Raw genomic sequence first — 12897 nt, forward strand, 5'->3', positions numbered from 1 at the left:
TATGTCAGTTTTAAAAGCAGATTCATTCAAAGATAAATATCCTTTTGAGAGCAGTGCAAAGAAAAAAATCATTCTTTTTTTAGTTTTAACTCTTATTCTAAGCACTTTTGGATGGTACTTTACTACTTTGTATACTTCTGCCGGAAATTACCAGAATGCATACTTTTTCACAATATTTACAATGTGGTGTCCCGGCATCTCTGCAATTGCAACGCGTCTTATTTTTCAGCGTGATCTGAAAGGTTTTGGATTTTGCACTGGAAAACCTGTCTGGCTGGTTTTATCAGTTGTACTTCCAATAGGTGCAGGACTTTTAATGTTTGGCTCTGCATGGATTTTTTCTGTTGCAGAGTTTAACTATGATAATTTTGTAATTATCTTTAGCACAGGGTTTTTTCCGGTTTTTTTCACTGCAGTTTTATTCAATCTCTTTGCGGCCGCAGGAGAGGAGATTGGATGGAGAGGTCTTCTTGTTCCTGAAATGGCCAAATGCACAGGGTTTACTAAACTTGCACTGATATCCGGCGCAATATGGACTGTCTGGCATTTCCCGCTCATATTTTTTTCAACATACAATGGTGCAGGGCCTTTATGGTATTCAGTTATGGTTTTTGTTCCCTCTGTTATGGGTGCCGGGCTGATTCTTGCGTGGCTCAGACTGAAGTCAGGCAGTATTTTCACTGCAATTTTATTCCATGGGTTATGGAATTATTTCATTCAGATTTTCTATCCTGCATTAACAATTCCTACACAGACCTCTGAGATGATGCTTGGAGAGTTTGGCTGGGCCTGTGCAGTAATCTACATTATAATTGCGGTCATATTCTGGCATTTCAGAGGGCTTTTGCCAAAATCAGAATCAAATTATTTTGGCACTGCCGGATTCATCCGGCACAATGAATGAGATTTAAGATAGCAGAAACTGTATGAATACCAAAACAGGTTTTAAAAAAAATTAATTTTTGAAACTGTGAATCGGTGCAGGAATTCTTCCGCCGCGGTTTATGAAGTCAGAACAGTCAAATCTGTTTACACTCTGTATTGGTGCATGCCCCCACAGACCTCCGAATTCAACAGTATCTCCAACGTCTTTCCCGATAACCGGAATAAGTCTGACTGCAGTTGTCTTTTGATTTATCATCCCGATTGCAGCCTCATCTGCAATTATGCCTGATATTGTCGATGCCGAAGTACTTCCGGGAATTGCAATCATGTCAAGACCTACCGAGCATACACATGTCATGGCCTCCATTTTTTCAAGTGTTAATGCTCCTCTGTTTACAGCGTCAATCATTCCCTGATCCTCGCTAACCGGAATAAAAGCACCAGAAAGTCCGCCGACAAAAGAGCTTGCCATAACTCCGCCTTTTTTCACCTGATCGTTTAAAAGTGCGAGTGCGGCGGTTGTTCCAGGAGCGCCGACTGATTCAAGGCCCATCTCCTCTAAGATTTCTGCAACACTGTCACCAACCGCAGGTGTCGGCGCAAGGGAGAGATCGACAATTCCAAAAGGAACATTTAACCTTTCAGATGCCTCCTGTGCTACAAGCTGGCCGACACGGGTTACCTTAAACGCCGTTTTCTTGACAGTTTCACACAAAACCTCAAAGTTTTCTCCACGGACTTTTTCAAGTGCACGCTTTACAACACCAGGGCCTGATACACCTACGTTTATTACAGCGTCTCCTTCTGTAACGCCGTGAAATGCTCCTGCCATGAACGGATTATCGTCAGGAGCGTTACAGAACACAACCAGTTTTGCACACCCGAATGAATAAGTATCCTTTGTAGCCTCAGCAGTCTCTTTAATTATCTCTCCCATCAGCTTTACGGCATCCATATTGATTCCTGTTTTTGTTGAGCCGATGTTTACCGAACTGCAGACCCTCTCTGTGGATGATAGCGCCTTTGGAATTGAGCGTATCAGGTTTTCATCAGAGAGTGTCATTCCTTTGGAGACAAGCGCCGAGTAGCCTCCGAGAAAGTTAACTCCGGTGTCTGCCGCCGCTTTATCAAGCGTTTTTGCAATTTCTACAAAATCATCCGGTGTTTTGCAGGCACCTGCTCCTATAAGGGAGACGGGGGTTACAGAAATTCTTTTGTTGACAATCGGAATTCCGTATTCGCGTTCAATTTCCCTTCCTGTTGAGACAAGGTTTTTTGCTTTGCCTTTAATTTTGTTGTAAATATTTTTGTTTAGGGTGTCGGGGTCAGAGTCGATGCAGTCAAGAAGGCTGATTCCCATCGTAATTGTCCTTACGTCAAGCTTCTCCTGCTCAATCATCTTGTTTGTCTCATAGACCTCGAAAATATTGACCATTTAAAATCCCCTGTTATAATTTCCTGTTAATTTTGGTTAATTTCAGATATTCAGATGCGGTGCATTTTTGTGAAGATATCTTCGTGCTGGCATCTGATTTTAACACCGATCATATCGCCGATTTTTTCCAGTTCTGATGACATCTCATCAAATGACTTTGTGGATTTTTCAGCGTCTGCTATCATCATCATGTTAAAATACCCCTGAACAATCGTCTGTGAGATATCTTCGATATTTATCTGGTTTTCTGCTAAATATGTGCAGACTTTTGCGATTATTCCAACCGCATCTTTTCCGACAACGGTAATTATGGTCTTTTTCATGCTTTGTCAGTATCCTGTATTATGGTGGTTTATCTATTTGTTTTCATAAGTCATTAATACGAGTCTCAAAGCAGTTTGTAAAAAAATTTCAATGTTATGAGTTGTCTTTACTGCAAAAGCTTTTTTCATGAATTGATTTATTTTAACGACAGGCTAAATGATAAAGGAGCATATATGAAACGGGATGAATCAGGAAATCACAATTCGAAAACGAGCACATCTACACCAGATGGCGATAATAAAAAGCCGTTACTAACCGATCCTCCCTTTTACCTGCCTGAATTTGAAAAGTCGCACAGGTTTATTATTGATGAGTATGAGGTTGAAAAAAAAGACATTGCAATCTTTCTGCCATGTGCTGTAAAAAAACCATACAGCCAGAGTCCGAGTCATAAGTTAATCCGGATGATAATATCGCAGGTTCTGCCGCCTGAAATGTATCACATTGTTGTCTTTGGAACATGCGGAGTAATACCCGGCGAGCTTGAGGAGATGTATCCTTATGCCCACTACAAATACATGCTTGGAAAAGTCAATGATCAAAAAATAAGGGATGATTTTTTAAGAATCGAGACCGACAGGGTTGCCGCATACCTTGAAAAAACAAAAGATGTCTACAAATACCGTGTTGCCTACTGTCTCGGGCTTTTTAGAGAGTCAATGATAAGAGGCGCTGAAAAGTCGGGTGTTCCAATTGACCTGATTCTTCCCTCTGTTGAAAAAATTCAGAGGGTTATTGAAGAAGAGGACTGCACATTCCAGGAGGGCAGTCTTTCAATGGATGATTATCTTGGTGAATTCTGCGATGAGTTGCAAAAATTCAGAAACTCAAAAAAAAGTAACCCTTGAAATTACAAATATCAGGTAATATGAAGATCAGGTAATATGAAGCGATAGAGAGTGATATAATGTTAAAGTCCGGCTATAACAAAACTAAGGTCTGTCCAGACTTCCGCTTCTGAATCCTTCAACATCAAGGCAGATGTAGGAAAAGCCCAGCTTTTTAAATTCTCCTGCTATTAATTCCCTGTTTTTAAGTATTTTTTCAAAGTCATCAATAGAAGTTTCAATTCTTGCAATATCGCCATGAGCTCTTACTCTTACAGTTGAAAGACAGAGGCTGAAGAGTACTTCTTCAGCAGATTCTATAATTTTAAGTTTTTCAGCCGTAATCAAATCGCCGTAGGGAATCCTTGATGCAAGGCAGGCTGATGAAGGCTTATCTGCAAAGGAAAATCCAAGTGAGCGTGATATTTCCCTGATGTCTTTTTTTGTGATATCAGCGTCCACAAAGGGATGCCAGACACCTTCTTCTTCACATGCCGGGATTCCGGGGCGAAATTCTGAAATATCAGATGCATTAAGCCCGTCGGCAATGTCAGAAATCCCGTTTTGTTCTGCTGTACCTTTAATTATTTTCATCATCTCTTTTTTACATAAGTAACAGCGTTTTTTTTGGTTCTTTGAAAATCCATCTATAAAGAGAGGATCAAAATCAACGACAATAAGCAAAATTCCTATCTCTTCTGCTGTTTTTATTGCAGATTCATATTCTCTTTCTGGAACAAGCGGGCTATTTAGAAATATTCCGACTGCATCAGTCCCCGGAAGTGATGCGGCGATTGCAGATAAAAGTGCACTGTCAGCACCGCCTGAGTATGCAACGGCGATTTTTTCCTTTGAGCTTAGAATTTTCTTTAAAAATTCGTATTTTTCCTTTGCTGTTGAATTCATTTTTAAACTTTAAGACTGCCTATTGGTTTAATCCCTGATACTTCCGTTGATATTTATTGTAATATCCTCTATTGGAATCGTTTTTCCTGCCTTTTTAAGAGCCCTGTCGATTATTATCCGGATGCCGTTGCAACAGGGAACTTCCATGTGAAGAGCTGTTATTGATTTTATCTCATGAGTTGAGAATATTTCTGCAAGTTTTTCAATGTATCCTTCAATATCTGAGTCCAGTTTCGGGCAGAATATTATCAGAATTTTTCCCTTTAAAAACTGAGGGTGGAAACTGCCGTATGCAAAAGATACACAGTCGGCGGCTATTAAAAGATCGGCGGAATCGAAGAATGTTGATGACGGATTTAAAAGCTTCAGTTGTATCGGCCACTGGCGAAGTTCTGATTCAGCAAAATTTATTTTTTCCTGTGAAGTTTTTTTAACAGAACTGACAGCTCCATTTCTTTTCAGTGTTCTTTCAAAAGAGCCCGGACATGAACTGTTTTGGATATTTTGATCTTTTGAAAAACTCTCTGCTGTAGGTTTATCGAAGTCGCTTATTCCGGTGTTTTCATGCTCAGGTATTTGGATTTTGTTCTGATTTAGATATTCAACTGCTGTATTGTAGTAATCCTTCTCGCCGTGAGAGGCGAGGTGTTCGAGATGAGCCTTAATAACTGCCTGACCCTGACGTGCGATATTTTCCATAACAACTTTTTCATTATAGGGCTCTCCTTCACGCTCAATTACTGTGATTGCACCCTGTGGGCAGGTTCCAATGCATGCCCCAAGTCCGTCACAGAAGAGATCACTTACAAGCCTTGCTTTTCCCTCTATGAGCTGTAATGCACCTTCAGGACAGTCAGGTATGCATTCCCCGCATCCGTTGCATTTCTTCTCATCAATTTTGATTATCTTTCGCATCATCTCTGTTACCGCCTTTGAATTTATTCCTTTTAGTATTCCACTATTTCCCGTCTTTCGCAAGACAGATATGATGCCCTTATTCGCAATATCTTTTTTGCATCTTTTTATTTCAGGTCTTAGGTTTAATTACAAAACCCGGAGGAAAAATGTTTGAGAAAAGATATTTTATCAGAAGTTATTTTTTTGTATAAATAGTAAAACTGGACAAGGAAAAAAATGGATCAGAATAAGCGTATGATATACATGGATAATGCCGCAACAACACCTTTAAGATTCGAGGCTTTTGAAGCAATGCTGCCTTTTTTAAAAGAGAACTTTGGAAATCCGTCTTCTCTTTATGATCTTGCAAAGGTGTCACGCGAAGCGGTTTTAAAAGCCCGCATTCAGGTTGCAGAGGCAATTGGTGCACAGCCAAAGGAGATATATTTCACATCCGGCGGAACTGAGTCTGACAACTGGGCGATTAAGGGTGTTTCTTTTGCAAACCGCGATAAGGGTATGCACATCATAACAAGTTCAATTGAGCACCATGCCGTGTCACACACATGCCGCTGGCTTGAAAAGCAGGGGTTTTCTGTCACATATCTTCCTGTTGACAAATACGGACTTGTAAACCCAAAAGATGTCAAAGATGCAATTCGTGATGATACTATTTTAATCACGATAATGTTTGCAAACAACGAAATCGGAACTATCGAGCCGGTTGCAGAGATTGGTAAAATTGCTCGCGAAAACGGGGTTTTGTTTCACACCGATGCTGTACAGGCAGTAGGTCATGTACCGATTGATGTTTTGGCGATGAACATCGATATGCTCTCAATGTCAGGACATAAATTCGGAGGGCCAAAAGGAACTGGAGCGCTTTACATCGGAAAAAGAGTGAAGACTGATGCTTTAATGCACGGCGGCGATCAGGAGAGAAAGAGGCGTGCCGGAACTGAGAATGTGCCGGGAATTGTTGGTCTTGGACTTGCACTGGAACTGTCTGTTTCTGAGATGGAAGAGACAAATAAACGCCTGATAAAACTTAGGGACAGGCTAATTGACGGCCTTTTAAAGATTCCGTACTCGCATCTCAACGGTCATCCGAAAATGCGTCTTTCAAACAATGTCAATATAGTCTTTGAATTTATTGAAGGAGAATCGATTCTTTTAATGCTTAACAGGAGGGGAATCTGTGCATCAACCGGAAGTGCGTGCAACTCATCATCCCTTGAGCCTTCGCATGTCCTTACTGCCTGTGGTCTTTCGCAGGAGATTGTGCATGGATCACTTAGGCTTACAATCGGTGATATGACAGGGGATGATGATGTATCATATGTTTTGAAAACAGTTCCTGAGGTTGTACAAAAGCTTAGAAATATGTCGCCTTTAACACCTGATGAACTTCGGACTGAATAAAAAAAGCAATCCGGTTTTTCGGCAGAAATCCTGACCGGGGCAGTATTAAAGGCAGTATTAAATAAACAAAAATCAAGAGGAAAATAAATATTTAGGAGATGTGATTTTTATGGATTACAGCGAAAAAGTAATGGATCATTTTGAAAACCCAAGAAATCAGGGAAAAATAGAGGATGCTGACGGGATTGGAGAGGAAGGGAATCCAACCTGTGGCGATATAATGAAGATTTACATCAAAGTTTCTGACAACATTATTGAAGATGTGAAATTTCAGACCTTTGGATGCGGGGCGGCAGTAGCATCGTCAAGCATGGCAACCGAACTTATCAAAGGAAAGACTCTTGAAGAAGCATGGGAGCTTTCAAACAAGGCTGTGGTCGAGGCGTTAGAAGGGCTTCCGCCGCAGAAGGTGCACTGTTCTGTCCTTGCAGAGGATGCAATCCACAAGGCAATAAACGACTACCGGATAAAGCAGGGCCTTTCTCCATGGGAGGAAAAGGAAGGAAAAGAGCATCACCACTGAAAAATATTAATTATCAAAGAATCGTCTTAATAAATTTAATATATTAATATCATCTTTTTTTTTCAAATTTCTGTCTGAAGAGATTCTGATAACATTAATTGACTTTAAAACTGCTCTTGTTAAACTTGGGGAAAGGTTTGGTTTTAAAAGATTAATATCTGATAGTGGAAGCATCTTAAACGGAGTTTTGATAAACGAAGGCATCCCGTCAAAGTTAAGCCTTCTGATATATCCTGAAATTGCCGGAGAAAATTATAGAAAACTCTTTGAAAATGTGACAGTTTCTATGGAGTTTGAGCTTTTAAAGACTGAGTGCAAAGAAAACGGGATTATTCACTGCCTTTATTCAGTACAAAAGCAGAAAAATTAATTTTTACGGCTATCTTATAAGGGTATTAAAGAAATTTCAAATTAAAACGCCGTCTTTTTTCTCATACGGGTTGATTTCTGAAAATTCATCAGTTTTGTCAGGAGGAATTGCACTGCACAGGTACTGCGGGATTACACACGGCACTCCCCATAGTTCTCCGATTGACACAGGAAGTCCGTAAACCGCTTCTATTTCAGCCTCTGTTATAACACTTCTGTCGCCGTAGGCGTGAACCGATCTGTCTTTTAGGAAGATAAACCGGTCGGCATATCGAAGAGCGGTATTTAAGTCATGCATCGTCATTACAGCCGCAATATTATGCTCTGTCACGATATTTCTGATTTTATCTAAAATTTCCACCTGGTTTTTCAAATCAAGTGCACTTGTCGGCTCGTCAAGGAGCAGAATCTTTGGCTCCTGAACAAATGCACGGGCGATTGCAATCATCTGAAGCTCACCACCGCTCATTTCGTCAATGTAGTGCAGCCTGAGGTGGTCAATCATGAACTTTGAAAACGCCGCATCAACGATTTTCAAGTCATTATCGGTTATGTCCCATCCGATATGAGGTCTTCTTCCAAGAAGAACCGCATCAAATCCGGTAAGCCTTCCGGTTTCAACCCTTTGGGGAACATATCCGATGCGCCTTGCAATCTCCATAACCTCAAGCGAGGATATGCAGTCGCCGGCTACTTTTACAACGCCCTGCTTTGGAACTAAAATTCTGTTCAGGCATTTTAAAAGCGTTGTTTTGCCGACACCGTTAGGTCCTAAAATGACTACAATTTCGCCCTCTGTTATTGAGAAGGCTATGTTGTCAAGCACATTTTTGTTCCTGTACATAAACTGAAGTTCGTCAACTGATAGAATCATCTGTGATACCCCTTTATTAGAAGATATATGAAGACCGGCGCTCCCAGAAATGAGGTTAAGATTGCAACCGGAAGGACGTATGGCGCCATAATAAGGCGGGCTACAGTATCAGATGCGAGCAGAAGAAGACTTCCCATAACAATTGAGCCCGGGATTAAGTATCTCTGTTCATCACCGATTATGCGGCGGACCATATGCGGACAGACAAGCCCTACAAATCCGATTACGCCCAGAAAAGAAACAAGTATTGCAGTTACAAGTGCGGCGACAATCATTCCTGCGTTTCTTAATTTGTCAACATTTACACCAAGACCCTTTGCTGTCTCATCTCCGGCATCCATGGCGTTGTAGTTCCAGCGGTTTAAGATGAAGTAGATGCATGCAGCAAAGGTTACAAAAGACATCAGCCAGAATTCAGGCCAGCCTGCCCTTCCAACATCACCAAATGTCCAGTGAACAACCGCCGCCAGTTGTGAGTCATCAGAGAAGTACTGAAGGAACATAACGCCGGCTGTGAACAAAGAAGACAAAGCAACACCTGATAAGATTACAACCTCCGGAGATGATGCCTTAATCTTTGCAATCGCAATAATTGCAATTGTTGCAAGCATGCAGAAGACAAAAGCTGAAATTGTTGTAAGATATGGATTGTTTATTATGACTGCACCTGCAGTGGTTGAGGTGAGTGTTCCTGTGCCAAGGAAAATTATTGCAAACGCCGCACCAAATGCACCGGCGTTTGAGATTCCAAGAGTGAAAGGTGATGCAAGCGGGTTTCTGAGAATCGACTGCATGGCAACGCCTGCAACTGAAAGACCTGCTCCTGCAACTATAGCTGTTAAGGCCTGTGGGAGGCGTGCATGCCATATGATTGAATCAGCCTTTGTTCCCGGATTCTGACCAAGAAGTGTCATAATGACCTCTATTGGTGGTATGGATACTGCTCCAAGTGATATTGAAATTATCAAAAGGAAGAATAATGTGACAATCCCTCCGATTATCCAGCACAATTTTTTATGGGTATATCTTAAATAATCCTCAGGGATTTTTCCGTTGTCAAGATGCAAGCTGATTTCTCTCCGTTTCGAATTTTCCTGAAATTTCAGGATTATTTTGGTATCATTTAAATTAATATCTGAATTTTTGCTATGGTTACGAAAATTTTATTTTATCATACTATTTCTGATCTATTTTCTATGTTAAAATAAATAAAATTACTTATTTCTAAATCCTTATGAAACTTATTGTTTATCAAAAACTCTGAAATCAAAAAAATTTAAGAGTAAAAGCTCTTTATTCCGCTTTTAAAGCTCTTAATCGTTCTTGTCAGATATCAATCTTTGAAAAGCCGGTATTGTTAAACTGTGAATTCAGTTCATCCAGTACAGGCTCGCCTACGAAGAATGTGTAGATTTCATCTGCCTTTTCTTCAGGATTTATATCTGAAAAACGCTCAGGGTAGAGTATTTTTCCGATAAAGTAAGCATCAGAAAATACTGTTTCGTAGTTTGCATTGTAGAAATTGTACGGAAGAACACCGTACACATTACCTGTTTTTTTTGCAGTGAGGCCTTTTAGTGCAGGATCGTTTTTCAGCTGACCTATTGCACCGCTGTTTTCCATCTGGATTGTTGAGACATCTATGAATATGTAATCCGGGTCCCAGTCAATTATTGCCTCTTTTGCAACATCAACGTGTGCTGAGCCAAGGCCGGATGCGACATTATCTGCATTAACCCATAAGAACGGCGGATATGCAGGTTCGGTTGATATAATTCCATGAGCCCCTGCAGATGAAACTCCGCCAACGTATACTCTTTTAAATTCATCCTCAGGTATTCCTTTGGTTCGTGATTTAAGATCTGCCATTATATCCTCTATATAAGAAATTACCTCCTCTGCACGCTCATCTTTTCCAAGCACTTTTCCCATGAGGCGAAGACCGGAGTAAAACTCATCCTTTTCAGCCTGATTTTTAAGTGATCCATATGGAAATGCCACAACAGGAATGCCTGTTTTCGCTGAAAGTGTGTCTGCCTCGGCACCGCTTGTTCCATAGGATGTGCCGGTTGAGCCTGTTTTGAATACAAGGTCTGGTGAGATGTCAATAACCTTTTCAGGATCGTCTTTGCCGCGATATTCGCCAAAGAGCGGAAGTTCATACAATTTTTCCCTGTGTACAAGAGCATAAGGCCTTCCTTCTATCTCTCTCCATTCTTTTTCAATGCTGTCAACACCGACTGCCAGATCCTGACTCTGCAGGTATACAAGGTATCTCATACACCCGGAACCCGAGCACAAGACACTTTTGACATCTGAAGGGACAACTATCTCTCTTCCAAAGTTGTCAGTAACTGATATAACATCACTATTTCCTGAAATATCACCTGATGTTTCTTTTGAATTGTCAACACAGCCTGCAAAAGCTGTAATGCAAATCAGCACTATTGTAAGGATAGTAATACGAAAAGAACCTTTAATAATATCCATACATACTTATTGTAAAAAGAATAGTAAATATAACTATTGATTTTTATTTTTGAGACTAAAAAAATCTAAAGTCTGTAAATTTTTTTAAAACTGATTATACGGGCGAGGACTGATTATAAAGGAAATTTAAAAAATTTAGGGGAAAAAATTCAGGATATTTATTCTTTTTTACGTGTCATAATGTAAGGAACAAGGAATATAACAGCAATGGCCATCCAGAATGTACCAAATATTATTAAAAGCTCTAACTGGAAATCATCGTAAAACCTGGCCTCACAAAAAGTCTTTTTAGTCCATTCGATAATTATTGTTTCATTTCCGTTTAATTCGGATGTTTCAACATTGCCTCCACTGCTGACCATTCCAAGAAGCGGATTTCTCACATCATAACCCGGCGGAAGATGAAGCGTTATATTATAATTCGTCCCGAATAGAGCCTGGAAATTTTTGTTAGACACTTTTGCATCAAAAACAACGGTATAATTTCCCTTTTCAAACGAAATGCTCCTCCCGATATTCTTAAATTCTGCAGAAGTCTGGTTTTCATAAAGAAGTGTAATGTTTGACACTTCCAGAGGCACTTTTTCTCCCAAAATTCCGGGTTTTATAAAATCATGCCTTTCTGAGTCAGTTATTTCAACAGCGGCATGATAGCCTGTTGCATTATCATATACAAAATATGAGGCATTCAGTCCGGATGCGGAAAAAACCAGAAGGGCTGATAATAATATCAGCGCAATACTGCAAGAAGCGACTCTAAATCTGGATCTATCTCGGTTGGAGGTTCGCATTGTTTTATCACAGTTTCAGGATCTTTTAAGAGGTGTCCTGTAACCACACATACTATTTTTTCGTCAGCATCTAAAAGGCCTTCTTCTGCCATCTTTTTAATTCCGGCTACAGATGCGGCTGATGCAGGTTCAACGCCTATTCCTTCTTTTCTTGCAAGGTCACGCTGCATTGCAAGAATCTCATCGTCTGTGACAGACAGTGCACAGCCTCCTGTAGCCCTTATTGCAGTTAATGCTTTTTCAGCATTCACAGGTGCACCAATCCTTATTGCGGTTGCAATTGTCTCTGGGTTTTTTTCCGGAATAAGCACATCAAGGTTCTTTTTTATAGCCTCAACTACAGGACTTGATCCTTCTGCCTGGACTCCGGTCATCTTTGGAAGTGAATCTGTAAATCCTAAAGCCTGATACTCTAAAAGACCTTTGTAAACCGCTGATATGTTTCCTGCGTTTCCGACCGGAAGTACAAATCTGTCCGGAACACAGCCCAACTGATCAACTGCCTCAAAACCAATGGTCTTTTGACCTTCAAGACGATAGGGGTTTACTGAGTTTAGAAGATACAGGCCTTCAGAGATGCAGAGATCATGCACCATCTCAAGTGCACGGTCAAAGTTTCCTCTGATTGCAATGACTTTTGCGCCGTGCATAAGTGCCTGCGCTACTTTTCCAAGAGCCACTTTTCCTGCCGGCAAAAGAACAACAGCCGGTATTCCGGCCTTCGCCGCATATACAGCAAGACTTGCGGAGGTGTTACCTGTGCTGGCACAGGCAACAGTTTTCATTCCAAGCTGAAGCGCCATTGAAACGCCGACTGTCATACCTCTGTCCTTAAACGAACCCGACGGATTCATTCCTTCATGCTTTGCATAGAGGTTTTTAAGTCCTAATTCCTCACCAATTCTTTTGAGATGGTAAAGTGGCGTTCCACCCTCCTGAAGTGAAACAGGCTCTCCCTGAACAGGCAGAAGCTCTTTGTATTTCCATAGACGAAGCGGTCTTTTCTCCCATTCGGAGCGGGATATTTCAAGTGAATCGAGGTCGTATTTTACGGTCAGCAGATGATTGCAGCTTTTACATCTGTATATTATCTCATTCTGGTCGTATTCTGCGCCACAGTTTACACAGACAAGACGAAACATGATTATGAATTT

At 40.7% G+C, this 12897-nt stretch carries 14 protein-coding genes; 5 read left to right on the forward strand and 9 right to left on the reverse strand.

The genetic code is table 11. The annotated features are described in order from the left end of the window. The first annotated feature begins 1 nt into the window (after window position 1). Window positions 2-904, forward strand: a complete 903-nt coding sequence (locus tag L1994_RS00670) for a type II CAAX endopeptidase family protein (RefSeq protein WP_278099781.1) — start codon at window positions 2-4, stop codon at window positions 902-904. A 51-nt stretch (window positions 905-955) separates the two neighbouring features. On the opposite strand, the gene L1994_RS00675 is transcribed toward L1994_RS00670, so the two are convergent. Both L1994_RS00675 and L1994_RS00680 read right to left on the reverse strand, forming a co-directional pair. Continuing rightward, entirely contained in the window at window positions 956-2320 is a 1365-nt protein-coding gene (locus tag L1994_RS00675) for a PFL family protein (RefSeq protein WP_278099782.1), read from the reverse strand. A gap of 50 nt (window positions 2321-2370) precedes the next feature. Then, window positions 2371-2643: an ACT domain-containing protein gene (locus L1994_RS00680; RefSeq protein ID WP_278099783.1), complete on the reverse strand. Its 273-nt coding sequence runs from the start codon at window positions 2641-2643 to the stop codon at window positions 2371-2373. 174 nt (window positions 2644-2817) lie between these two features. Between L1994_RS00680 and L1994_RS00685 the strand changes: the two genes are divergently transcribed. Beyond that, window positions 2818-3492, forward strand: coding sequence for a DUF5591 domain-containing protein (locus L1994_RS00685; RefSeq protein ID WP_278099784.1), 675 nt, complete (start codon window positions 2818-2820; stop codon window positions 3490-3492). 84 nt (window positions 3493-3576) lie between these two features. Here the strand turns inward: L1994_RS00685 and larE are convergent, their stop codons facing one another. Together larE and L1994_RS00695 are read right to left on the reverse strand one after the other, a co-directional pair. Then, a complete protein-coding gene (gene larE, locus L1994_RS00690; RefSeq protein ID WP_278099785.1) occupies window positions 3577-4377 on the reverse strand; it encodes an ATP-dependent sacrificial sulfur transferase LarE in 801 nt (266 codons plus the stop codon). 27 nt (window positions 4378-4404) lie between these two features. Continuing rightward, window positions 4405-5295: an ATP-binding protein gene (locus L1994_RS00695; protein ID WP_278100854.1), complete on the reverse strand. Its 891-nt coding sequence runs from the start codon at window positions 5293-5295 to the stop codon at window positions 4405-4407. 216 nt (window positions 5296-5511) lie between these two features. Between L1994_RS00695 and nifS the strand changes: the two genes are divergently transcribed. From nifS to L1994_RS00710, 3 genes are all read left to right on the forward strand, one after another. Next, on the forward strand, window positions 5512-6696 hold the full coding sequence (gene nifS, locus L1994_RS00700; RefSeq protein WP_278099786.1) for a cysteine desulfurase NifS: 1185 nt from the start codon (window positions 5512-5514) through the stop codon (window positions 6694-6696). Window positions 6697-6805: 109 nt separating this feature from the next. Then, window positions 6806-7219 carry a Fe-S cluster assembly scaffold protein NifU gene (gene nifU, locus L1994_RS00705; protein ID WP_278099787.1) on the forward strand — a complete coding sequence of 138 codons (414 nt, stop codon included), beginning with the start codon at window positions 6806-6808 and terminating at the stop codon, window positions 7217-7219. A gap of 88 nt (window positions 7220-7307) precedes the next feature. After that, window positions 7308-7589 (forward strand): dihydrofolate reductase family protein, encoded by a 282-nt coding sequence (locus L1994_RS00710; protein ID WP_278100855.1) that lies wholly within the window; start codon window positions 7308-7310, stop codon window positions 7587-7589. A 36-nt stretch (window positions 7590-7625) separates the two neighbouring features. Here L1994_RS00710 and L1994_RS00715 read toward each other — a convergent pair whose 3' ends face one another. From L1994_RS00715 to thrC, 5 genes are all read right to left on the reverse strand, one after another. Next, window positions 7626-8462 (reverse strand): ABC transporter ATP-binding protein, encoded by an 837-nt coding sequence (locus tag L1994_RS00715; RefSeq protein ID WP_278099788.1) that lies wholly within the window; start codon window positions 8460-8462, stop codon window positions 7626-7628. After that, the gene (locus L1994_RS00720) at window positions 8459-9529 is read right to left on the reverse strand and encodes a FecCD family ABC transporter permease (protein WP_278099789.1); all 1071 of its coding nucleotides are present in this window, start codon (window positions 9527-9529) and stop codon (window positions 8459-8461) included. Before L1994_RS00720 ends, L1994_RS00715 begins: the two co-directional genes overlap by 4 nt. 259 nt (window positions 9530-9788) lie before the next feature. Beyond that, window positions 9789-10952, reverse strand: coding sequence for an iron ABC transporter substrate-binding protein (locus L1994_RS00725; protein WP_278099790.1), 1164 nt, complete (start codon window positions 10950-10952; stop codon window positions 9789-9791). 158 nt (window positions 10953-11110) lie between these two features. Then, entirely contained in the window at window positions 11111-11743 is a 633-nt protein-coding gene (locus tag L1994_RS00730) for a DUF5803 family protein (RefSeq protein WP_278099791.1), read from the reverse strand. Continuing rightward, window positions 11683-12885, reverse strand: coding sequence for a threonine synthase (thrC, locus tag L1994_RS00735; RefSeq protein WP_278099792.1), 1203 nt, complete (start codon window positions 12883-12885; stop codon window positions 11683-11685). The genes L1994_RS00730 and thrC overlap by 61 nt, the downstream gene beginning before the upstream one ends. Window positions 12886-12897 lie beyond the last annotated feature (12 nt).

Origin of the sequence: Methanomicrobium antiquum, assembly GCF_029633915.1 — an archaeon.
GTDB classification, from domain to species: domain Archaea; phylum Halobacteriota; class Methanomicrobia; order Methanomicrobiales; family Methanomicrobiaceae; genus Methanomicrobium; species Methanomicrobium antiquum.

Coding starts and splice junctions, on each gene's coding strand:
- L1994_RS00670 (WP_278099781.1), top strand. CDS start 2: ATGTCAGTTTTAAAAGCAGATTCATTCAAAGATAAATATCCTTTTGAG.
- L1994_RS00675 (WP_278099782.1), bottom strand. CDS start 2,320: ATGGTCAATATTTTCGAGGTCTATGAGACAAACAAGATGATTGAGCAG.
- L1994_RS00680 (WP_278099783.1), bottom strand. CDS start 2,643: ATGAAAAAGACCATAATTACCGTTGTCGGAAAAGATGCGGTTGGAATA.
- L1994_RS00685 (WP_278099784.1), top strand. CDS start 2,818: ATGAAACGGGATGAATCAGGAAATCACAATTCGAAAACGAGCACATCT.
- larE (WP_278099785.1), bottom strand. CDS start 4,377: ATGAATTCAACAGCAAAGGAAAAATACGAATTTTTAAAGAAAATTCTA.
- L1994_RS00695 (WP_278100854.1), bottom strand. CDS start 5,295: ATGATGCGAAAGATAATCAAAATTGATGAGAAGAAATGCAACGGATGC.
- nifS (WP_278099786.1), top strand. CDS start 5,512: ATGGATCAGAATAAGCGTATGATATACATGGATAATGCCGCAACAACA.
- nifU (WP_278099787.1), top strand. CDS start 6,806: ATGGATTACAGCGAAAAAGTAATGGATCATTTTGAAAACCCAAGAAAT.
- L1994_RS00715 (WP_278099788.1), bottom strand. CDS start 8,462: ATGATTCTATCAGTTGACGAACTTCAGTTTATGTACAGGAACAAAAAT.
- L1994_RS00725 (WP_278099790.1), bottom strand. CDS start 10,952: ATGGATATTATTAAAGGTTCTTTTCGTATTACTATCCTTACAATAGTG.
- L1994_RS00730 (WP_278099791.1), bottom strand. CDS start 11,743: ATGCGAACCTCCAACCGAGATAGATCCAGATTTAGAGTCGCTTCTTGC.
- thrC (WP_278099792.1), bottom strand. CDS start 12,885: ATGTTTCGTCTTGTCTGTGTAAACTGTGGCGCAGAATACGACCAGAAT.